Here is a 21180-nt window from a genome sequence, read left to right on the forward strand (position 1 = left end):
GGTGTCGCAGTCCTGCGACAGGGCGTCGCAGGTTCACCCAGGCGGACGAGCACGCACTCACCGGAGTCACGGCGGCGAGGGCGCCGCGGGCCGTCGCCGCCGCGCGGGCGCCGACGGGTGCCGCGTCAGATGTCGGTCTGCTCGTCGATCACGCGGCCGCCGAGCACCTGCGCCACGAGCTGGACGCCCACGAGGTTCGACTGGCCGATGGTCGGGTCGTCGGGCGACGGCTCGTCGGGCTCCTGCACGCGGCTGCGGGACTGCGCGGCGGCCGCGCGCGCGGCGGCGACGCCCCGCTCGCGCGCGGTCGCGCCGGGGCCGAGGGGCGGCGGCGCCGCGGGCGCCTGCCCGGCGACCGGTGCGGACGCCTGACCCGCGGCCGGCGCGGACGCGCGCTGGGCGGGACGGCCCGTGGGCGCGGGTGCCGCCGCACCCCGGGCGGGCTGCGACGCGGGCTGCGACGTCGGGGCCGCGGCGCGCGGCGCGCTCGCACGCGGGGGGCCGTCGCGCCACGGGTCGTCGGGCTCGTCACCCGGCGGGATGTCGTCGTCGTGCGGGTGCGCCACGACGGGCGGCGCCCCCGGGGCGGGTGCCGCCGGGGTCGCGGCCCCCGCCGGACGCCCGTCGGACGTCTGCGGGGTCGCGGAACCCGGGGCCGTCGCGGTCTCGGCCGCCGGGGCGCCGGCGGCCTCGGCGGCCGGGTCCGGCTCCCACGGCGGGGTCGGCCGGGTGGCGCCGGCGGCGGGGCGGGCCTCGTCGGTGGGGCGGGCCTCGTCGGTGGGGACGGGCGCGGCGGCGGGACCCGACGCGGCGGCGGGGCGGTCGCCCGGTCCGTCGTCGGCGCGACCGGCAGGGCGGTCCGGCTCCCCCGTAGCTCGGTGGGCGTGGGCGGCGGCGGCTCCGACGGGCGCCGGGCGGGCGTCGTCGTGGCCGGTGGCCGGTGCGGCGCCACGCGCTGCGTCAGCGGCGGGGGCGCGTCCGACCCGGCGGGGGCCGGGGCGGCAGGCGCGGGGTCGCCCCAGGACGCCGCGGCACGCTCGGGCGAGATCACGTCGGGGACCTGCGGCGTCGGCGCCGCGGGTCCCGCCGGACCGGCCTGCCCGCGGCCGCCGCCCGGCTCGTCGAGCACCGCCTCGACGCGCGCGGTGACGCCGAGCGTCTCGGCGAGCGCACGCGCGACGACGTCGGCGTGGTTGCTGTTGCGGAACGTCGTCACGAGGCCGGGCTGCGCGAAGCCGAGGCGCAACGTGGTCGCGTCCAGCTCGAGGATCTGCGCGTGCTGGTTCACCAGCGCCCACGACGGCAGCCGCAGGCGGCGCAGCGTGGTCAGCACGTCGGGCCAGCGCCGGCGCAGCATCTCGGTGTCGGCGGCCGCAGCGGCGACCCCGGGCACGGCGGCCGCGGTGGCAGCGGGCGCGGTGGCGGGCGCGGCCGGCTCCGGAGCGGCGACGGGCGCGGGGGCCGGTCGTGCGGGCGGAGTCGCGGCGTCGGTCGAGGCGGTGCCCGTCGAGGCAGCGTCGGTCGAGGCAGCGCCGGTCGAGGCGGCGTCCCACGACGCGGCCGCGTCGCGCACCCGCTCGTCGCGGGCGGCCGTCTGCTGCGCGTCGTGCTGCGCGGCGTCCTGGTGCGGCGTCGTCCCGCCGGGCGCACCCGTGGTCGACGCGGTCGGCTCCGCACCCGCGTCCCGCGGACCCGCGGGGGGCTCGGTGGCGTCCGGTCGCCGGCTCGCCGCAGCGGCGTCGGCGGCCGGGTGCTGCGCCGGTCCGCGACCGCCGGGCGCGGGGTCGGCCGCGGGCACGCGGTCTGCCGCGGTCAGCGGGTCGGCGCCCGGCGCGGGGTCGGCAGCGGTGCGCGGGTCGGCGGGGCCGTCGGGGGTCGGGGCGGGCGGTGCCGCGGCCGGACCACTCGCCGACGCGGCACCCGGACGCACCGGCGCCTCGGCAGGTGCGGGCGCAGAGCTGGCGGGCGCAAGACCGGCGACGGGGCCGGCAGGGGCATGGCCGGCGGGGGCGGGGGCCGCCACCGACGGGTGCGGCTGCACGGGGACGGCGGTCGCGGGAGCGGAGACCGACGCGGACGACCCCGCACCGGTCGGGACCGCCGGCAGCCCGCGCTCGAGCCGGTCGACGCGCGCACCGAGGCCCGTGGTGGAGTCGTCGGCGCTCGGCAGCAGCAGGCGGGCCATGAGCAGCTCGAGGTGCAGGCGCGGCGACGTCGCGCCGACCATCTCGGTGAGGGCGGCGTTGGCGAGGTCGGCCGAGCGGGACAGCTCGGACGGCCCGAGGTGCGTGGCCTGGCGACGCATGCGGTCGAGCTGGTCGGCGGGCACGTCGCGCAGCACGGCGGCGGCCGCCTCGCCCGAGGCGGCGATGACGATGAGGTCGCGCAGCCGCTCGAGCAGGTCCTCGACGAACCGGCGCGGCTCGTGGCCCGTCGCGACGACGCGCTCGACGACGCGGAAGGCCGAGGCGCCGTCGCGTGCGGCGATCGCGTCGACGAGGTCGTCGAGCAGCGACGTGTGCGTGTAGCCGAGCAGCGCGACCGCGCCCTCGTACTCCAGGCCGTCCGGGCCGGCGCCGGCCACGAGCTGGTCGAGCACCGAGAGCGTGTCACGCACCGAGCCGGCGCCCGCGCGCACGACGAGCGACAGCACGCCCGCGCCGACGGGCACGCCCTCGGTGGTGCAGAGCTGCTCGAGGTACGGCACGAGCACGTCGGGCGGCACGAGCCGGAACGGGTAGTGGTGCGTGCGCGACCGGATGGTGCCGATGACCTTGTCGGGCTCGGTCGTCGCGAAGATGAACTTCACGTGCGGCGGCGGCTCCTCGACGATCTTGAGGAGCGCGTTGAAGCCCTGCGGCGAGACCATGTGCGCCTCGTCGAGGATGAAGACCTTGTACCGGTCGCGGGCGGGCGCGAACGTGGCGCGCTCGCGCAGCTCACGCGCGTCGTCGACGCCGCCGTGGCTGGCCGCGTCGATCTCGACGACGTCGAGCGACCCCGGGCCGCCGCGCGCGAGCTCGACGCACGACGGGCAGACGCCGCACGGGGTGTCGGTGGGCCCTTCGGCGCAGTTGAGGCAGCGCGCGAGGATCCGGGCGCTCGTCGTCTTGCCGCACCCGCGGGGGCCGGAGAAGAGGTACGCGTGGTTGGTCTGCCCGGAGCGCAGCGCCTGCCGCAGGGGGGCGGTCACGTGGTCCTGGCCGATCACCTCGGCGAAGGACTCGGGCCGGTACCGGCGGTACAGCGCAGTCGTCACCCGACGAGCCTACGTGCCGCCGCAGACACGTGGTCCTCGTCGTCCACCGCACCTCCTCACGCCGGTCGGCCCGTGGCCACCTCCCGGACCGCCGGCCGGCCCGACGCGGACCCGCACCGCTCCTGGGACCCGAGACCGGCGCGCCCCGCGGTCGACGAGGCGACTCGTCCAGCCCGCCCGATGCCGCCGAGCAGCACCGACGAACGCGGGGTTCCGCCGCTCACGGGCCCCGTAGACCGGCAGAACCCCGCGGTCGGCGGCGGGGCGGTGGGGCCGGGTGGCGGCAGGGCGGAGGTCCGGGGCGCTGCGGACCGGAGGCGCGTAGCGTGCGGGCGCGTGGGGCGGTGGCTGCCGGACGCGCTGTCGGCCGCGCGGGGCGTGCTCGCGCTCGCGCTGCCGCTCACCGTCGACCGGCCGGCGCTGCTCGTGACGCTGTACGTGACCGCGGGGCTCACCGACGCGCTCGACGGGCCGCTCGCGCGGCGCCTGGGCACGGCGGGGCCGCGCGGCGCACGGATCGACTCGGCCGCCGACGTGCTGCTGTTCGCCGCGGCGACGTGGCTGGTCGCGCGGCTGCTGGGCGACGCGGCCGTGCCGCTGCTGGCCGCCGCCGCGGGCGTGGCCGTGATCAAGGTCGCGGCCGTCGCGGTCGGGGTGCGGCGGTTCCGGCGGGTCGTCCCGCGGCACACGGCCGCGAACCGGGTCGCCGGGCTCGCGGTGTTCACGGCGCCGCTGCTCGCGCTCGCCGGGTGGACCGGTGCGCTGTGGTGCGTCGCCGCGGTCGCGGGGGCGGCGGCCGTCGACGAGCTCGTGGTGCAGTCGCGCGCCGCGACGCCCGACCCGGACCGCCGCACCTGACACGGGCCGAGCCGCCACGACGCACGCCGGGCCCGCCCCGGCGGAGGGGCGGGCCCGGCGGTCCGGCGCGGTGCGTGCGGCTCAGTCGGCGCGGACGACCGTCTCGGCGAGCGTGCGGCGCAGCAGCGGGCGCGACGCCTCGGTGGCCAGCAGCACGAGCGTGATGCCGACGGCCAGGCTGCCGACGAGCAGCAGCAGCCCCGACGGCGCGGACAGGATGATCTGCCCGAACAGCGGGAAGAACATGACGAACGACGCGAGCGCCGAACCCACCGACGTGAACAGCAGCGGTGCGAGCACCTCGCGCCGGCGCACCTGGTGGAACAGGTCGTCCGGCACGCCCGCGAGCCGCGCGAGCGACAGCTCGCGGCGCCGGTCGAGCACGGCGGCGGCCTGCGCGATCCCGGCCGACACGGCCGACAGCAGGAACGTGATGGCGAGCGTGAGGATCGCCCCGGTGCGGATGTCGGACATCTGCATGACCGCGTCCGGGTCGCTGTCCCCCGCGAGCGACACGAGCGCCGGCACGGCCGTGAGGCACCCGGCGACGAACGACGCGAGACCCAGCCCGCCGACGATCCGCCACATGGCCTTCGGGTCGTCGAGCAGGCGACGCGCGGCCAGCAGCTGCGCGGGCGTGCGGGCGCGGCGCATCCGCACGCGTCCCATGACGCCGAGCACCCACGGCCCGATCGCGTTCATCGCGAGGAACGCGACCGCGAGCATGCCCAGCAGCATCGTCACGAGGATCGCGGCGAACATCTGCCCGTTCATCGACACGAACATGAACGCGGCGACCGCGGCGAGCGCGACGACGACGCGGACGGCGGTGAGCCCCGGCTTCGTCTCGCGCCGCGCGACGCCCAGCGGCGAGACGACGACGCGGCGCAGCGTGACCGCGCCGCTGACGGCGGCGAGCACGGGGACGACGAGCCACGCGAGCAGCACGACCGGCACACCCACCCACAGGTCGCCGACCGTGAAGGGACGCCCCTGGAACGGGATCTGCGTCCACACGCCCAGCAGCAGGCCGTACAGGCCCGTGCCGAGCACGGCGCCGACGAACCCCTGCAGCGCGGTCTCCAGGAGGGTCAGCCCGACGACCTCGCCGGGCGTCGCGCCGATGAGCCGCAGCGCCGCGAGGCGCGCGTCCCGGCGCGCGACGCCGAGGCGGGCCGCGGCGCCGCCGAGCGTCAGCAGCGGGACGACCAGCAGGATCGTCGCGGTGACGGCGAGCGTCACGTAGAAGCCGCCCATGTCGCGGTCGAACTGCGTGACGGGGTTCTCGGCGCGGTCGACGAAGCCGAGCAGCGCCGCGACGACCGACAGCGTGAGCGCGGTCGTGACGGTGAACGCCGTGACGGCCAGGACGGTGGTGGTGCGCGAGTCGCGGCCGCCGGCGCGCTGCAGCCGGGGCGCGAGCGCCAGGACGGGGCTGATGCTCACCGCGCACCGCCGAAGACGTCGGAGACGCGCGCGGAGCCCAGGTCGTCGGGCAGCGCGCGGCCGGGCTTCTCGCCCGGGCGCGGGCCGACGCCCTCGCCCGTCGTCGAACCGGGCGGCACCACCAGGCCGTCGCGCATGTCGATGCGGCGGTCGCACCAGGCCGCGACGTCCGCGTCGTGCGTGACGACGACGAGCGACGAGCCGACGGCCCGCGTGGAGTCCACGAGGACCTTCATGACGTCGTGACCGGTCTGCTGGTCGAGCGCACCCGTGGGCTCGTCGGCGAAGACGACCTCGGGCCGCGTGATGAGCGCGCGCGCGACCGCGACGCGCTGCGCCTGCCCGCCGGAGAGCTCGCCTGGCCGGCGCCCCTCCGCGCCGGCCAGGCCGAGCGCCGCGAGCCACTGGCCCGCGGCGGCCTGCGCGTCGGACCGGGACGCCCCGGTGAGCATCGCCGGCAGCGCCACGTTCTCGAGCGCCGACAGCTCCGACAGCAGCTGGCCGAACTGGAAGACGAACCCGTAGCGCGTGCGCCGCAGCAGCGAGCGCTTCTTCTCCGACAGCGCCTGCACGGGCTCGCCGCGCAGCGTCACGGTGCCGCCGGACGGCACGATGATGCCCGCGAGCACGTGCAGCAGCGTCGACTTGCCGGACCCCGAGGGGCCCATGACGGCGAGCGACTCGCCGTCGGCGAGGTCGACGTCGACACCCGCGAGCGCGGTGGTCGTGCCGAAGCGGTGCACGAGCCCGCGCCCGGCGAGGCGGGGGGCCGCGCCGGTCCACGCGGACGTCACGGGCCGGGCCGCGTCGGGAGCCGTCCCGGTGGCGGGCGGCACGAGGTTTCCGGGGGCGGGGATGGTCGGGTCGGTCATGGCACCCATCGTCCGGCGGGGGCGCGTGCCGCCGCGTCCGGCGTGGGTGTCGTCCGTGCGGGGGTGCCGTCCGCCCGCGGGGGGACGGCCTGCCGGGCGCGGCCCGCCCCCGGTCGCACGTCGCCGTGCGGGGTGTCGGGGAGGTCCCGGAGGGGGCGCTGCGCTCGTCGCCGTGCCCGCGACGGCGCCCGCTGCCGCGCTCGTGGCCGTGGCCGTGCGCGGGCATGCAAGGACCCCCCGCACACCCGCCAGAGCTCACCTGCCCTTGCTGCCTTCCGGCCCTGGGGGGGTTCAGCGAGATGACGCCGCACGAGGGGTCTGCGCACCACCTTAACGCAGGCGACGCCGCCACCGGGACCCGGTGGCGGCGTCGCGCGTGGTCACGGCGTGACGGGGGGCAGTCGCTGCGTGGGCGGCCCGCCGTCGCCGTCCTCGGGGACGATGCGCTCGGTCGCCGGGCCGCCGCCCGCCGGGCCGGTGCGGCGCGGCGCGCCCGCGCCGCCGGAGGTCACGCTGCGGCGCGGCGGCCGCGAGGGCGCCGGGGTCGCGTCCGGCGCCGCGGGGCGCACGGGGCGTGACGACGCCGAGCGGGCGGGTCGCGCGGGCTCGGCGGGGCGCGTGGGCGGCACGGGCGGCGCGGCGGGCTCGACGACCTCGGGCTCGACGACCTCGGCGTCGACGACCTCCTCGACCACGACCTCCTCGACCGCGGGGGCGGGCGCGTCGTCGCCGCCCCACGCGGGCCAGTCCGCGAGCTCGGCGTCGCCGGCAGCGGGCGGCGCGGCGGCGTCGCGCGCCGGTGTCGGGGCGGAGACGGGGGCGGGGTCGTCCGCGTCGTCGGCGGGCGGGTCGGCGGGCGCGGGGGCGGCGGGGGCCGGCATGACGCGCGAGGCGCCCCACAGCGCGAGCGCCAGCACGAGCGTGTAGGTGCCGCCGAGCACGAGCAGGACGGCCACCCCGACGCGGTCGGGCAGGTCGGACGCGAGCGCGAGCGCGACCGCCGCGACGACGACGGCGCCGCCCCACGCGCCCGCGAGCAGCGCGACCCGGTGCACGACGCCGCGGTGACCGCGCCGCAGCGCGATCGCCGCACCCAGCCCGCCGAGCACCGAGGTGACGAGCGCGGCACCCGCCACGAGCAGCCAGGCGGCCTCGCCGCGGGCGGCCAGCACGAGCAGCGCGACCAGCACCGTCGTGACCGCCGGGAGCGTGAGGACGCCCAGGGCGACGCCGAGCAGCGGGCCGCGCCACGCGTCGCCGGGCCAGCGGTCGGCGAGGCGGTCGTGGGTGACGCCGGGTGCGTACGGGGGGCTGTCGTCGGGGGTGCGCGGTCGCTCCTGGGTCATGGCGGCCACGCTAACCGGGTCGGACGATCCGGACATCCGCCCGGCGGGGGTCCCGCGGCGACCTCCACGCACCCCACACACCACGTCGCGGCCGGCGCCGCACAGGCCGTGCCCGGTCCGCACGCGTCGGCCACCACCGGGGCCATGATGGGCGTCATGCCCGAGCAGACCAGCAACGCCGCCACGCCCACGTCGTCCACCTCCCGCGCCGCCGCGCCGGGCCGGCTGCCGATCGGCACGGCCCGCGGGTCGGTCGCGGTCGTCGGCGGGTACGTCGTGCCGGTCGCGTCGGAGCCGATCGCGGACGCGACCGTGCTGGTCGAGGACGGCGTCGTGACGGCCGTCGGCACGGACGTCGTGGTGCCGGACGGCGTGCGCGTGGTCGACGCGCGCGGTCGCTGGGTGCTGCCGGGGTTCGTCGAGGCGCACGCGCACATGGGCGTCTGGGAGGAGGCCCAGGGCTGGGCCGGCGAGGACGCGAACGAGATGACGTCGCCCGACGGGTCGGCGCTGCGCGCGATCGACGCGGTCAACGTCGAGGACGAGGGCTTCCGCGACGCGCTCGTGGGCGGTGTGACGTCGGCCGTGGTCAAGCCCGGCTCGGGCAACCCGATCGGCGGGCGGACGGTCGCGATCAAGACGTGGGGCGGGCGCACGGTCGACGAGCAGGTGATCCGGCACGACGTGTCGGTGAAGTCCGCGCTGGGCGAGAACCCCAAGCGCGTGTACGGCGAGCGCAAGCAGCTCCCGTCGACCCGCCTCGGTGTCGCCGCGGTGATCCGGCGCGCGTTCGTCGAGGCGCAGACCTACGCGGCCCGGCGCGACGCGGCAGCGGCGACGGGCGAGCCGTTCGAGCGTGACCTCGGCAAGGAGACGCTCGCGGCGGTGCTCGCGGGCGAGCTCGCGTGGGACCAGCACACGCACCGCGCCGACGACATCGCGACCGCGCTGCGGCTGGCCGACGAGTTCGGGTACCGGCTCGTGGTCAACCACGGCACCGACGCGGCGTCGATCGCGGACGTCCTGGCGGAGCGCGACGTGCCGGTGATCTTCGGCCCGATGTTCACGGCGCGGTCCAAGGTCGAGCTGCGCGACCGCGCGATCGAGAACTCGGCGTGCTGGCGCGGGCGGGTGTGCGGGTCGCGATCACGACCGACCACCCCGTGGTGCCCATCAACTTCCTGGTGCACCAGGCGTCGCTCGCCGTGAAGGAGGGCCTGGACCGCGACACCGCGCTGCGCGCGCTCACCGTGAACCCCGCGTCGTTCCTGGGGCTCGACGACCGCGTCGGCGCGCTGACACCCGGGCTCGACGGCGACGTGGTCGTGTGGTCGGGCGACCCGCTCGACGTGACGTCGCGCGCCGAGCAGGTGTTCGTCACGGGCACCGAGGTCTACACGTGGGACCCCGACGCGCGCGGCGGGCTCGGGGCCGGGAGGGTCCGCGAGCGCGGCGAGCGGTTCACGGTCTGACGGGCGCTCAGCGCAGCAGCACCGGCGCGACCGCGTAGCCGCCGACGGGCGGCTGCTCGCGCTCGCGCGCCCGGTCGGGGTCGGGCTCGACCGCCGTCGTCGCCGCGAGCAGCGCGCGGGTCAGCGCCCGCAGCTCGAGCGTCGCGAGCGGCCGCCCCGGGCACACGTGCGCACCGATCCCCCAGACCAGGTTGTCGCGCGCGTGCCCGGCGGGGTCGAACGCGTCGGGGTCCCCGAAGACCGCCTCGTCACGGTTGGCGGCCGTCCAGTGGAGCACCACGCGGTCGCCCGCGGCGATGCGCTGACCGTCGAGCTCCACGTCGCGGGTCGCAACGCGACGGTTGGAGACGAACGGGTCGTCGATGCGCAGGATCTCGTCGAGCACCGCGTCGAGCTCGCGGTCGCTCACGCCTCCGCGCAGGTGCGTCTGCAGGTCGGGGTGGTCGGCGAGGTACGTGACGACGACGCCCGCGCACAGCGCCATCGACCCGAGGTCGCCGCCGGTCCAGTTGCGCAGCACCGACACGATCTCGTCGTCGGTGAGCGGGCGGCCGTCGACGTGCGCGTGCACCAGCTCGGTGGTCACGTCGTCGGGCGCCGCCTTGCCCGCGGCGCGGCGCGGGTCGGTGAGCGTGCGGATGATCGCGTCGAACCGGCGCGCGACGTCGGCGGTGCGGGTGTGGTCGCCCGAGCGGGTCGCGGCGTGGTTGTCGGCCATCCACGCGAGCAGCGCGTCCTCGAGGTCCGCGGGCCAGCCGAGCCACGCGCTCTGCGCGCGCACCGCGAACCGCGCACCCAGCTCGACGGCGTCGACGGCGCCGGGCACGTCGAGGGTCGCGACGAGCGCCGCGGCGACCTCCTCGACCGCGGGCGCGACCGCCGCGACCCGCTCGGGCGTGAAGAACCTGTCCACCAGCGCGCGGAACCGCGCGTGCTCGGCACCGTCCAACCCGTTGGGGACCTGCAGGTGCCGCGACACCGCGTTGGAGAACGTGGCCGGGTCGAGGGCCGCCGCCGTGACCGCGGCGTGCGACGTGAGCGTCCACGTGCCGTCCGACCCGTGCGCCACCGGGCACCGGCCGCGCAGCTCGTCACCCGTGGTGCGGGCGTCCGCAGCGGAGGCGGCCGCCGCGGGGGCGTCGGTGACGCGGGCATCGGCGGCGTGGGTCGCGGCGGTCTCGGGAGCGGGCCGGTGCTCGGTCATGCCAGCCATCCTGACCCCACCCGTGGGCCGTGACATTTCCACGTGCAGGACGTCACGGGCCCGTGCGGCCGTGACGTCCACGCACGGTGCCCGCGCCACGACGACAGCGCGGCGATGTCAGCACCGCGACCTCAGCACCGCGACGTCAGTCCGCGAGGACGTGCCGCAGGTAGCGCTCGGGGGCGTCGAGGAACCCGCGCCACGACGTCACGAGGTCGAGCTCGTCCCACGCGCACTCGCGCAGGCCCCACTCACCGACCTCGTAGATCGTCGCGCCGGGCAGCGCCGCGAGCAGCGGCGAGTGCGTCGACAGGATCACCTGGGAGTCGTTGCGGACCAGGTCGTGCAGGTGCTGCAGCAGCGCGAGGCTGCCGGTGAACGACAGCGCGGACTCGGGCTCGTCGAGCACGTACAGGCCCGGGTGCATCATCCGGGAGCCGATGAGCTCGAGGAACGACTCGCCGTGCGACAACGCGTGGAACTCGGGGTCGCGGGCGCTGGGGTGCTCGTCGAGGTACGTGTAGAAGCCGTGCATCGTCTCGGCGCGCAGGAAGAACCCGCGCCGCGGCGCGCCCGCCCCGCGGACCAGCTGGATGTCGTGCGCGAACCCCGACTCGGTGGGCCGCGTGCGGTGCATCGACCCCGTCGACCCGCCCTCACCGGCCATGCCGAACGTCGTCGCGATCCCCTCGACCAGCGTCGACTTGCCCGCGCCGTTCTCGCCGACCAGCACCGTCGCCGGGCCCAGGTCCCACCCGTGCTCCAGCACCTGCCGCACCGCCGGCACGCTCAGGTGCCAGTCCCCGCCTCGCTCGCCGTCGAGCTGGGGGTCCCCCGCCTGGACGCGACGCACCGGCAGCGTGCTCCACGGACCCGTGCGCGCGACCATGCGCCCACCCCACCACGACCCGCCCACACGGCGCGCGTCCCTGTCCCCGGTGCGCCGGGACGCGTCCGACGGCACCGTCGTCCTCGGCTAGACTCCTACCCGCAGCGCGCCCGCCCGGCGGGAGCGCCGCAGCCTGGAGGATTCGCCTAGTGGCCTATGGCGCACGCTTGGAAAGCGTGTTGGGTTCACGCCCTCGGGGGTTCGAATCCCCCATCCTCCGCCAGAAGAGGGGCCCGTGACCTGCGGCGACGCGGGTGGCGGGCCCTTCGTCGTGAGCGGGCGGCGGGGCGGCGGCAGCAGTTCTAGTAGCAGTTCGTGCCGCGAACGACGCGACCGTCAGGGCAAGTCCACGGCCCCGAGGGCGAGCCACGCTTGCCACTCGGGCCGGCGCACGACCTCTGCGACGCGTCCCTCCCGCAGCGCGCGGATCGCTGCGACCGAAAGTTCGGCGGCTGCTGCGTCGCCCATCCGCATGGCGATGCCCCTAAGCCAGCGGAGCCGCGGGACCCGGTCCAACCGGTTCCCAAGGAGCGCCTCGACCCCGGTAGCGGCGATCGCGCATCTTAAGGCGTCTCCGGAGAGCATCGCTGCACCGCCGACGTCACATCGCGCCAGGCCGACGATCGTTCGCCATGTCGACTCGGCCTCGTCAATCGCAAGGAACTCCGCAATGACACGGCGGTCGATTTGGAGCGTGCGCTCCTGACCGTCGACGCGGTTCACAATCACGAACCGCTGAACAGAATCGGGAGCATGGGGATCCAGGCCGACCGCAATCGCGAAGAGTGGCGGCGGCTGATTCCGGAGGCGGAGTTCCCACGCCTGCCCCGAGAGCTCTAGCCGTTCGACGAAAATCCCCTGGTCTTCTAGCAGAAACTCGACAACTTGCACGGGCGATGGCTGAAAATAACCTAGATCTGCTGGCTGATGATCCTCGTAGCCAAGCGCCGAGACGGCGTTCGTTATGGCTAACTGAAGCGCGAGCAGAGACTCCACCAGAGCAAAGCTGTCATCGATCAACGTGTCGACAGGAACTCTGCCAGAGAAAGACCTCAGCTCGAACGCTACGTCGCCCCCCTCCAGCCTGTACGTCTTGGCCCCATGCCCCTCAGCGTTTCGGTAACCCGGCTCAGCACCGGCCAGGAGAGGCCCGACAACCGGCGACGCAGCCGCACGGCGCGCGATCTCGGTCGCATCCTCGGCTATGAGTCTTGCGTAGGGCTTGGTCACTTCACCGGACGCGAGGAGCATCACTGACACTAATGGCGCCATGACATCCTCGAATAGGTTCTTGTACAACTTCATTACCTGCCGAAGCGCCGCATCCTCGCTTGGCGCAATTGGAATCAGTAATGCCATTTGCGCGTATGCCTCGAGCCCGTGCGCTCCGGCACGTCCGACATCACGCCTCACAACCTCGTCGGCCACCGCTTCGGCGAACCGCGAGCCAGCGTCGTGCGCGAGTGATACGGCGGCGGACAACACGCTCCGAAACCGCATCGCGTCGAGGTGAACGGTGGCGACCATCTCGGCGGCGAGAACGCCCGCCCCGGTGCCGACTACCGCATCAACGCGAGTGATCTCCTTGAACCGGCCGCGTCCAAGTTCGTCTAGCTCGGTCACTCTCAGGCCTGGATGAAGCGCCTTGAGGGCGGCAAACAGCCGGCTCGTTACGGAGCCTAGGTCACCCTCTTCCTCAAGGAGCTCCGCCGCCGCCAAGACGCGATTGTGCTCGGCAAGGCCGCTGGCTATCTGATCGATGCACGCTTGGGCGGATTCGGCGCACCGCTGCGCCTCGACGGGCGAAGGCGCCTCGAGGGCAAGCAGGTACGCTCCGCACATTTCTTCGGTCAGACGGCCCGTCTCTCGAAGGAGCACAAGTTGCGAGAGGTGCGGCCGGAGCGGATTGGCCACGCTGAGCCTCTGACGCGTGAGTACAACGGCACGCACTGCTTTGGCGAGAAGTGTGCCATCGGCGAAGGGATTCGACTGCGACGAGCTCTGTTTGAGTGCCGCCAGCAGGCCATCGAAGTCGCTCGCCACCAACGTGCTTAGCTCCGCGAGCGAGCACCATTCCTTGTCGTTATCGACCGCAGGCACGGATTCGAGTTCTGTGCGCAAGGCGGACACAAGGCGACGTCGACGCTGCACCTGGTGGTTCACTTCGGACGGCCCGGGAGAGTCTCCACAGGTAGCACATGGGATGCCCAAGACACGCTCGCGATCGCCGCACCGGTCGCAGCGAACCTTGTCGTAGCCGAGCCGAATCGCGGTCATACACACACCTCGGGCGTAGAGATGGCCTCACGGTACCAATCCGGTGGCGTCGCCCCAGAGCAGTTCGCCCATCCGTCGGTTCGCCTCCTCGACGAGCTCCGGCACGACGTGCTGGTAGCGCGTCGCCATCCCTGGCGACGTGCAGCCGAACATGCTCATCACCACCCGCTGGTCGACGCCCTGGACCAGCCGCAGCGTCGCGGCCGTGTGACGCGCTTCGTGCAGCCGGGCCGGGCGGATGCCGAGCCCATCGAGGAACGCCGTGCCGTGCAGGGAATGGTCCCGCGGCGCGACGGGGCCGACCGGTCACCTTGGTGAACACGAGCCCACAGTCGCGCCACAGCGTCCCGCCGGGGATGGGCGCCTCCCGCTGGCGGCGCCTGTGCTGTCGCAGCGCGACGAGCAGTAGCTCCGGCAAGGGCCGCGTCCGGCGTGACTGCTTCGACCCCGCCGCTCGGCCGCGAGCTCGCCGCCTACCACCGGGTGCGCAGGGCACGGAACGCCGGTGACCACGGTGAGAGCACGAGGCAGCCGCCGGCGACGTCCACGCCGACTGCCGGAAGATCGTCGACATCGCCAAGCGCGTCACCGGCCAAATGCCGCGCTTCTGACCGAGCCGCCCGAGAGCGTCACGACGACCGGGCCCCGCGTCGCGGGACCACCGCAGAGCGAGATCAGCGAGACGACCCGCCGCGGCCACGCACGACGACGGCCCCGCCCCGCTCGCGCGGGGTCGGGGCCGTCGGTCGTGCAGGGCCTCGCGGCCGGGCAGGTCAGCGCCGGGCAGCCACCCGCACCGCGGCGGCGCCGCCGACGAGCAGCAGCGCGACGACGGCGAGCAGCGCGGACGCGTCGCCCGCACCGGTCGTGGCGAGCGCGGCTGCGGCCGGGGCGGCCACGGCAGGAGCCGCCGCCACCGGAGCGGCCGGGGTGGCGGGCGCGACACCGGGCGCGGTGACCGTGACCCCCACGCGAGCGACCTCGGCGCCGTCGAGCAGCACGACGACCGAGTGCGCCCCGAGGGTCGCGCCGGCGGGCAGCGCGACCGTGGCGCGCAGGACGCCCTGCGACGACGAGCGGAACGTGCCGAGCGCGACGGGCGTGGAGTGCAGCTCGAGCGCGTAGTCGGTGTCGGGCAGCAGGCCCCAGACCTCGACGGTCACGGTGGAGCCGGTGACGACGACGGGCTGCGAGACAGCCGCGGTGGCCGCGGCGATCGTGCCGCTCGGGGCCGACGCGATGACGTAGGGCTGGTACCCCTCGGCGTGCGCGGTGACCTCGACGTACACGCTCTCGCCGACGAGGGCGGCCGTCGGCCGCAGCGTCGCGCCGGTCTCGCCGGCGACGGGCGTGCCGTCGGCGAGGAACCACCGGTACGTGAGCGACTGCGGGCGCGGCGTCCACGCGGACGTGTCGAGCGTCGCGGTGAGCGTGCCCGTGAGGACGTGGTGACCCGTCAGCACGGGCGCGGCACCGGGCGCGAACGACGCGAGCGAGACGGTGCGCGTGTAGTCGGATCCGAGGGTCACGTAGTCGTGGTGGCCGGGTGCGCGCAGCGTCGCGACGACGTAGAGCGGCTGCCCGACCAGGTCGAGCCCGGGCGTGAACGCCGCGGACGTCGCACCGGCGACGGGCGTGCCGTCGGTGCGGTACCACTGGAAGTCCACCGACGCGGGCGCGGGCGTCGTGCCCGCGACGTCGAGCGTCGCCGTGAACGACGTGCCGAGGACGCCCGAGCCCGTCACGACGGGGCGGCCGACTCCCTCGAAGGACGAGGGGCTCACGGTCGCGGAGTAGTCGGAGCCGAGCGTGACGAAGTCCTGGTGACCCGGTGCGCGCAGCGTCGCGACGACGTACAGCGGCTCGCCGAGCAGGTCGAGCCCGGGCGTGAACGTCGCGGACGTCGCACCGGCGACGGGCGTGCCGTCGGTGCGGTACCACTGGAAGTCCACCGACGCGGGCGCGGGCGTCGTGCCCGTGACGTCGAGCGTCGCCGTGAACGGCGAGCCGACGACGCCCGTCCCCGTGACCGTCGGTCGCTCGACGCCCGCGAACGAGCCGAGGTGGACCGTCGTGGACGCGGTCGAGGTCTGCGTGTTGTCGGCGTAGCCGGGGCGCGACGCGGTGGCGACGACGTAGAACGTCGAGCCGATGTCGTCGACCGTGGGGACGTAGGTGGCGGCGGCGGGCCCGGTGCCGGACGCGACGACGGCGTCGACCGGGTACCGGTGCCACACGTACTCGACGTCCTGCGGAGTCGGCCACCAGTCACCCGTGCCGCCAACTGTGAGCGGCTCGCCGACGACGCCCGACCCGGTGACGGCGAGCTCCGGGACCTCGTCGAAGCCGCGCAGCGCGACCGCGCCGGTGAGGTTCGTGCCGATCGCGTAGAGCTCGCCGTTCGCGCCGCGCAGCAGCACGTCGGCGTACAGCGAGCGGCCGAGGTCGGCGGCGGTCGGCGTGTAGTCCGTGTCCGGCGACTCGAGCACCGCGCGCGGGGTGCCGTCCGACCAGTGCCACGAGACCCGGTAGGAGTCGACGGCCGGAGAGATGTCCATGCCGGCCAACGACACCGACAGCGGCGTCCCGACCCACGTGGACGACGCAATGGACGGCGACCCGACCACCGAGAAGCCGGCGGCGGTGGCCGGGGCCGCGGCGAGCAGCAGGGCGGGGACCGCGAGCGCGGCGGCGAGGACGCCGCTCAGGACGCGTCGCAGGCGGCGGGTGCGCCCCGTGGGCGGGCGGTGGGGGCGAGCGTGCACGAGGTCTCCCGGGCTGGGGCGGGTGCGGGTCGGCCACACGCTAGGTGGCGCCCGGTGCGCCACCCCGACGCCCGCACCACTTCACCCGTCCGGCCCGACCGGCTCGCCCGGGCACGGACCATTCCTCCCGGTCTGGCAGCGGGTGAAATCCGCCCGGGCCGAGGCGGCGTCTCACGGCCGCGACCCGTGCGCACCACAGCGAGGCCACAGCGCCGCCGGGCACGGTCGACGCATGGACCACCACGACGACCTCCCGACCCCCACCCACCGACGACGCCGGGCGCTGCGCGCGACGGTCGCGGCGGTGCTCGCGGCGACGCTCGCGGCGTGCTCCGTCCCCGCGACCGACGCCGCGTCCGGCGCGTCCGGCACGAGCGCCGCGGCGAGCGCCACCGCGGGCGCGGACCTGTTCGACACGACGACGGTGCACTCGATCGCCGTGACGTACGACGAGGACGACTACCAGGCGATGCTCGACGCGTACGCCGCGACCGGGGACAAGGAGTGGATCCGCGCGACGGTCGTGATCGACGGCCAGGAGCTCCAGGACGTCGGGCTGCGCCTCAAGGGCAACTCAAGCCTGCGCGGGCTCGCGTCGCGCCCGGGGTCCGACGACGCGGGAGGCGCGGCGGGGGCGACCGACGACGCGGACGCGACCACCGACGGCGCCGGCACGTCCGAGGCCCCCGCGGACGCCCCCGCGCGCGACGACCTGGGCGAGGGCTCCGTCTCCGCCGACGACCCCGCGGGCCTGCCGTGGCTGATCCGGCTCGACAAGTACGTCGACGGCCAGCAGTACGCGGGCCGCACCGACCTGGTGGTGCGCGGCAGCAGCACGGAGTCGTCGCTCAACGAGGCCGTCGCGCTGCAGGTGCTCGCGCTCGCGGACGTCCCCGCCGAGCAGGCGACGTACGTGCGGCTGAGCGTCAACGGCGACGACGAGCGGCTGCGGCTGGTGCTGGACCTGCCCGACGACGACCTGTGGAACGCCGACACCTTCGAGAACCCCGGCATCACCTACAAGGCCGACAGCGACGGCGACTGGTCGTACCGCGGCGACGACGCGAGCGCGTACGCCGACGCGTTCGAGGTGAAGAGCAGCACGAGCTCGCTGCCGGAGGACGAGCAGTACGCGCCCCTGATCGAGCTGCTCGCGCTCGTGAACGACGCGAGCGACGAGGACTTCGCGGCGCAGCTGGGCGACTACCTGGACGTCGACGCGTTCGCGCGGTACCTCGCCGCACAGGACGTCGTGCAGAACTGGGACGACATCGACGGCCCCGGCAACAACTCCTACCTGCGCTGGGACGAGACGACGGGCCTGTTCACGGTGGTCGCGTGGGACCAGAACCTGTCGTTCTCCGGCGGCATGGGCGGCGGCATGGGCGGCGGGACGGGCGGTGGGATGCCCGGCGGCGAGCCCGGGGCCGACGGCGGCGAGCGACCGACGCCCCCGCAGGGCGCGCTGCCGGACCTCCCGGACGGCGAGCTCCCGCAGGGCTGGCCGCCGCAGGGCGCGGCCCCGCAGGACGGTGAGCGTCCCGCGCGTCCGGACGGGGAGGACGCCGCGAACGGTGCACCGGGCATGCCCGGTGGCGGACCGGGCGGCGCCGGGAACGCGCTCGTGACGCGGTTCCTCGCGACCGACACGTTCGCGGCGGCCTACGACGAGGCGCTCGCCGACCTCACCGCGAGCGCGGTGACGAACGGCGCTGCTCAGGACCACCTGGATGCGCTGGTCGCGCTGCTCACCGACCAGGCGGCGGACCTCGTCGACCCCGACACGGTGACGCAGGAGGCCGCGACGATCTCGCAGGCGCTGGCCGCGGGCCCCACGGCGCGCAGCACCACCGGGAGCCCCACGAACGGTGCGGCAGGTGACACGGCCGACAGCGGTGCGGCGGACACCACGACCGGCAACGGCGCGGCGGGCAGCGGTCCGGCGAGCACCGACACCACCGGGACGTCGAGCACCTGACGTCGCCGCCCCCGACGAGTTCGCGGCCCGGGCGGGGTCAGCACCCCTGACCCCGCCCACCGCACCCCGCAGGAGCGCCATGTCCTTCCAGGCCTACCTCGACGCCGTCGAAGAGAAGACCGGCCTCACGCCGCGCCGCCTCGTCGAGCTCGCGCACGAGCGCGGCTTCGACGCGTCGACCAAGGCCGGGCCGATCCTCGCGTGGCTGGCCGACGACTACGGTCTGGGCCGCGGGCACGGCATGGCGATGGTGCACGTCATCACGAAGGGCCCGCGGATCGCGACGACGCACGTCGGGACCGCGGGCACGCACCGCGACGCGTCGGACACGCTGTGGCTGGACGGTCGGGCCACGCGCCCTGAGTGACGTGGCTGCTGGTTACGCTCCCGACGTGACCGCCGACCCGACCCCACCGCCCCCGGCCGATGCGGTCCCGGTGGCCCCGCTGCCGCCCTCCCCGGCACCGCCCGCCCCGACGGCCGCACCCGCGGGCCTGCGCCGCCGCACGGTCGGGCTGCTCGCGCTCGCGCAGGTGCTCAGCGGCGTCGCGGCGGGCTCGGTCGTGTCGGTCGGGTCGCTCATCGCGGTGGAGCTGTCGGGGTCCGACGCGTGGGCCGGGTCGGTGACGACCGCCGCGACGCTCGGCGCTGCCCTGTCGGCGCTGTGGCTCGCACGCCTCGCGCTGGCCCGCGGGCGGCGCGCGTCGCTGTCGGCCGGGCTCGCGCTCGCGTCGGTCGGCGCGGTCGTGGTGGTCGTCGCCGCGGTCGTGCAGGTGTTCGCGCTGCTGCTGGTCGGGGCGGCGCTCATGGGCGTCGGCAGCGCGGTGAACCTGCAGGCGCGGTTCGCGGCCACCGACCTGTCGACCGCCGGCACGCGGGCGCGCGACCTGTCGCTCGTCGTGTGGACGTCGACCGTCGGTGCCGTCACGGGACCGAACCTCGTGCGGCTCGGCGAGCCGACGTCGCGCCTCACGGGTCTGCCCGAGCTCGCGGCCGTGTTCGTGTTCTCGGCCGTCGGCATGGTCGCCGCGATGCTCGTGCTGTGGGTCGGGCTGCGTCCCGACCCGTTGCTCACGGCCCGTGCGCTCGGCGGCGGTGCCGCCGGGCCGCGCCCGCACGTGCCGCTGCGCGCGGCGCTCGCGACGCTCGGGCGGTACCCGCGCGCCGTGGCCGCGCTGGTCGGGATCCTCGTGGCGCACGCCGTGATGGTCGCGGTCATGTCGATGACGCCCGTCCACATGGCCGGGCACGGGGCGTCGATCGAGCTCGTGGGCCTGACCGTGAGCCTGCACATCGCGGGGATGTACGCGTTGTCGCCGGTCATGGGCGCGCTGGCGGACCGGCTGGGGGCGACGGCCGTGCTGGTCGGCGGGCTCGCGGTGCTGGTCGTCGCGTCCGTGGTCTCGGGGGTCGGCGGCGGCAGCCACGGCGCGGTGACCGTGGGGCTCGTGCTGCTGGGCGTGGGGTGGTCGGCCGCGAACGTCGCCGGCTCGGCGGTCATGGCGGGCGCGATCCCCGGCGACGAGCGCGTCACGGTCCAGGGCGTGTCCGACGCGCTGATGTCGCTGGCCGGTGCGGGCGGTGGTGCGCTCGCGGGCGTCGCGCTCGCGCAGGTCGGGTACGGCGGGCTCACCGCGGTCGCGGGCGGGCTCGCCGTCGCGGGCGCGGTCGCAGTCGTCGCCGTCGCCCGTCGTGCGAGGGGCTGACGCGGCGCCCGCGCAGGTCAGACCCCCGGGGGAAGCGCTCGCCCCGCCGCACCGACGACGCTGGGAGCAGCCCCCGGAAGGAACACCGTGCCCCGCCCCCGTCGTGCCCGCCGTCTGCTCGTCGCGCTCCTGAGCGCCTTCCTCCTGCTCGTCGTCGCCGGCGTCGGCCTCGTGTGGTTCGTCGGGCCCCGCTTCAACGTCTGGCTCGTGCCGCCCACGCCGCAGCGCTACGGCGACACCGTCCTGACGATGCTCGACGGCGGGCTGCACGCGTCGTCGCCGCAGTGGCACGACGAGCGCGAGCGCGCGCAGGGCGCGATCGCGACGGCCGCGACGCTCGAGGACGTCGACGCGATCCTCGCCGAGGCCGTGCAGGTCGCCGGCGGCCCGCACTCGACCCTCGTCCCGGCGCGCACCGGCGACGCCGCTCCTGCACCGCAGCAGCCCGCGTCCGTCGAGCGCGACGGCGGCGTCGCGACGCTCGTCGTGCCCGAGTTCACGGGCGACCTCGCGGCCGCGCAGGCGTACACCGACACGCTCGCGACGGGTCTCGCGGAGCCGGGCGTGTGCGGCGTCGTGGTGGACCTGCGGGGCAACTCCGGCGGCGACATGGGCCCGATGGTCGCGGGCGTAGCCAAGCTCCTGCCCGACGGCGTGCTCCAGACGTTCGTGACCGGCGAGCGGCGCAGCGAGGTGCGGCTCACGCGCGGTCGCGTCACGGGCGGCGGCACGTCGATCACGGCGCCCCGCGCGTCGCCCCGCCTGGACGTGCCCGTCGCGGTGCTGGTCGACGAGCGCACCGCGAGCTCGGGCGAGCAGACGCTCGTCGCGCTGCGCGGCCGCGAGGACGTCCACGTGTTCGGCGTGCCGACCGCGGGCTACGCGAGCGTGAACCAGCAGATCCCCCTCTACACGGGCGCGACGCTGCAGCTCACGGTCGGCGTCACCGAGTCGCACACCGGCGAGCTGCTGGGCGAGGAGCCGATCCCGCCGGACACCGACACGGGCAGCGGAGCCGCCGCGGCGGACGCCGCGCGCGCGTGGCTCACCGAGCGAGGCTGCGCCTGACGCCTCGGCGGCGCGCGCCGCGCGAACCGCCCGCACCGGA

General features: G+C 75.9%; 14 protein-coding genes, 1 tRNA gene, 1 other RNA gene and 1 pseudogene. 7 read left to right on the forward strand and 10 right to left on the reverse strand.

Annotation, left to right across the window (positions count from 1 at the left end):
• Nucleotides 1–148: 148 nt before the first annotated feature.
• Nucleotides 149–3259: a DNA polymerase III subunit gamma and tau gene (locus GY42_RS10835; RefSeq protein ID WP_052748325.1), complete on the reverse strand. Its 3111-nt coding sequence runs from the start codon at nucleotides 3257–3259 to the stop codon at nucleotides 149–151.
• 336 nt (nucleotides 3260–3595) lie between these two features.
• Between GY42_RS10835 and GY42_RS10840 the strand changes: the two genes are divergently transcribed.
• Nucleotides 3596–4117 (forward strand): CDP-alcohol phosphatidyltransferase family protein, encoded by a 522-nt coding sequence (locus tag GY42_RS10840; protein ID WP_046529339.1) that lies wholly within the window; start codon nucleotides 3596–3598, stop codon nucleotides 4115–4117.
• Nucleotides 4118–4198: 81 nt separating this feature from the next.
• Here the strand turns inward: GY42_RS10840 and GY42_RS10845 are convergent, their stop codons facing one another.
• The 4 genes from GY42_RS10845 to GY42_RS19405 all read right to left on the reverse strand — a co-directional run bounded on the left by GY42_RS10845 (nucleotide 4199) and on the right by GY42_RS19405 (nucleotide 7781).
• Nucleotides 4199–5563, reverse strand: a complete 1365-nt coding sequence (locus GY42_RS10845) for an FtsX-like permease family protein (RefSeq protein ID WP_236686768.1) — start codon at nucleotides 5561–5563, stop codon at nucleotides 4199–4201.
• Nucleotides 5560–6435 carry an ABC transporter ATP-binding protein gene (locus GY42_RS10850; RefSeq protein WP_052748326.1) on the reverse strand — a complete coding sequence of 292 codons (876 nt, stop codon included), beginning with the start codon at nucleotides 6433–6435 and terminating at the stop codon, nucleotides 5560–5562. The genes GY42_RS10845 and GY42_RS10850 overlap by 4 nt, the downstream gene beginning before the upstream one ends.
• A gap of 225 nt (nucleotides 6436–6660) precedes the next feature.
• Nucleotides 6661–6757, reverse strand: an RNA gene (gene ffs, locus GY42_RS18680) — signal recognition particle sRNA small type.
• A gap of 58 nt (nucleotides 6758–6815) precedes the next feature.
• Nucleotides 6816–7781, reverse strand: coding sequence for a hypothetical protein (locus GY42_RS19405; RefSeq protein WP_160309410.1), 966 nt, complete (start codon nucleotides 7779–7781; stop codon nucleotides 6816–6818).
• 156 nt (nucleotides 7782–7937) lie between these two features.
• Between GY42_RS19405 and GY42_RS10860 the strand changes: the two are divergent.
• A pseudogene (locus tag GY42_RS10860) lies at nucleotides 7938–9253 on the forward strand (amidohydrolase).
• A gap of 7 nt (nucleotides 9254–9260) precedes the next feature.
• Here GY42_RS10860 and GY42_RS10865 read toward each other — a convergent pair.
• Entirely contained in the window at nucleotides 9261–10457 is a 1197-nt protein-coding gene (locus tag GY42_RS10865) for a cytochrome P450 (RefSeq protein ID WP_082131478.1), read from the reverse strand.
• A gap of 145 nt (nucleotides 10458–10602) precedes the next feature.
• Nucleotides 10603–11346 (reverse strand): AAA family ATPase, encoded by a 744-nt coding sequence (locus GY42_RS10870; RefSeq protein ID WP_046529341.1) that lies wholly within the window; start codon nucleotides 11344–11346, stop codon nucleotides 10603–10605.
• Between the two features lie 135 nt (nucleotides 11347–11481).
• On the opposite strand from GY42_RS10870, the gene GY42_RS10875 reads away from it, so the two are divergent.
• Nucleotides 11482–11569: transfer RNA gene (locus tag GY42_RS10875), tRNA-Ser, on the forward strand.
• A gap of 113 nt (nucleotides 11570–11682) precedes the next feature.
• Here the strand turns inward: GY42_RS10875 and GY42_RS10880 are convergent.
• From GY42_RS10880 to GY42_RS10885, 3 genes are all read right to left on the reverse strand, one after another.
• Nucleotides 11683–13389, reverse strand: coding sequence for a hypothetical protein (locus GY42_RS10880; RefSeq protein ID WP_152667277.1), 1707 nt, complete (start codon nucleotides 13387–13389; stop codon nucleotides 11683–11685).
• Between the two features lie 261 nt (nucleotides 13390–13650).
• The gene (locus GY42_RS20140; RefSeq protein ID WP_330217844.1) at nucleotides 13651–13782 is read right to left on the reverse strand and encodes a hypothetical protein; all 132 of its coding nucleotides are present in this window, start codon (nucleotides 13780–13782) and stop codon (nucleotides 13651–13653) included.
• 614 nt (nucleotides 13783–14396) lie between these two features.
• The gene (locus GY42_RS10885) at nucleotides 14397–16388 is read right to left on the reverse strand and encodes a hypothetical protein (RefSeq protein ID WP_046529343.1); all 1992 of its coding nucleotides are present in this window, start codon (nucleotides 16386–16388) and stop codon (nucleotides 14397–14399) included.
• Nucleotides 16389–16620: 232 nt separating this feature from the next.
• On the opposite strand from GY42_RS10885, the gene GY42_RS10890 reads away from it, so the two are divergent.
• The 4 genes from GY42_RS10890 to GY42_RS10905 all read left to right on the forward strand — a co-directional run bounded on the left by GY42_RS10890 (nucleotide 16621) and on the right by GY42_RS10905 (nucleotide 21140).
• On the forward strand, nucleotides 16621–18366 hold the full coding sequence (locus tag GY42_RS10890) for a CotH kinase family protein (protein WP_052748327.1): 1746 nt from the start codon (nucleotides 16621–16623) through the stop codon (nucleotides 18364–18366).
• A 79-nt stretch (nucleotides 18367–18445) separates the two neighbouring features.
• Nucleotides 18446–18733 (forward strand): DUF4287 domain-containing protein, encoded by a 288-nt coding sequence (locus GY42_RS10895; RefSeq protein ID WP_046529344.1) that lies wholly within the window; start codon nucleotides 18446–18448, stop codon nucleotides 18731–18733.
• Nucleotides 18734–18758: 25 nt separating this feature from the next.
• Nucleotides 18759–20072: an MFS transporter gene (locus GY42_RS10900; RefSeq protein WP_236686770.1), complete on the forward strand. Its 1314-nt coding sequence runs from the start codon at nucleotides 18759–18761 to the stop codon at nucleotides 20070–20072.
• A gap of 87 nt (nucleotides 20073–20159) precedes the next feature.
• Nucleotides 20160–21140, forward strand: a complete 981-nt coding sequence (locus GY42_RS10905) for a S41 family peptidase (RefSeq protein WP_052748329.1) — start codon at nucleotides 20160–20162, stop codon at nucleotides 21138–21140.
• Nucleotides 21141–21180 lie beyond the last annotated feature (40 nt).

The sequence above is a fragment of the Cellulomonas sp. FA1 genome (assembly GCF_000986825.1).
GTDB lineage: Bacteria > Actinomycetota > Actinomycetes > Actinomycetales > Cellulomonadaceae > Cellulomonas > Cellulomonas iranensis.

Coding starts and splice junctions, on each gene's coding strand:
- GY42_RS10890 (WP_052748327.1), top strand. CDS start 16,621: ATGGACCACCACGACGACCTCCCGACCCCCACCCACCGACGACGCCGG.
- GY42_RS10870 (WP_046529341.1), bottom strand. CDS start 11,346: ATGGTCGCGCGCACGGGTCCGTGGAGCACGCTGCCGGTGCGTCGCGTC.
- GY42_RS10850 (WP_052748326.1), bottom strand. CDS start 6,435: ATGACCGACCCGACCATCCCCGCCCCCGGAAACCTCGTGCCGCCCGCC.
- GY42_RS10895 (WP_046529344.1), top strand. CDS start 18,446: ATGTCCTTCCAGGCCTACCTCGACGCCGTCGAAGAGAAGACCGGCCTC.
- GY42_RS10865 (WP_082131478.1), bottom strand. CDS start 10,457: ATGACCGAGCACCGGCCCGCTCCCGAGACCGCCGCGACCCACGCCGCC.
- GY42_RS19405 (WP_160309410.1), bottom strand. CDS start 7,781: ATGACCCAGGAGCGACCGCGCACCCCCGACGACAGCCCCCCGTACGCA.
- GY42_RS20140 (WP_330217844.1), bottom strand. CDS start 13,782: ATGAGCATGTTCGGCTGCACGTCGCCAGGGATGGCGACGCGCTACCAG.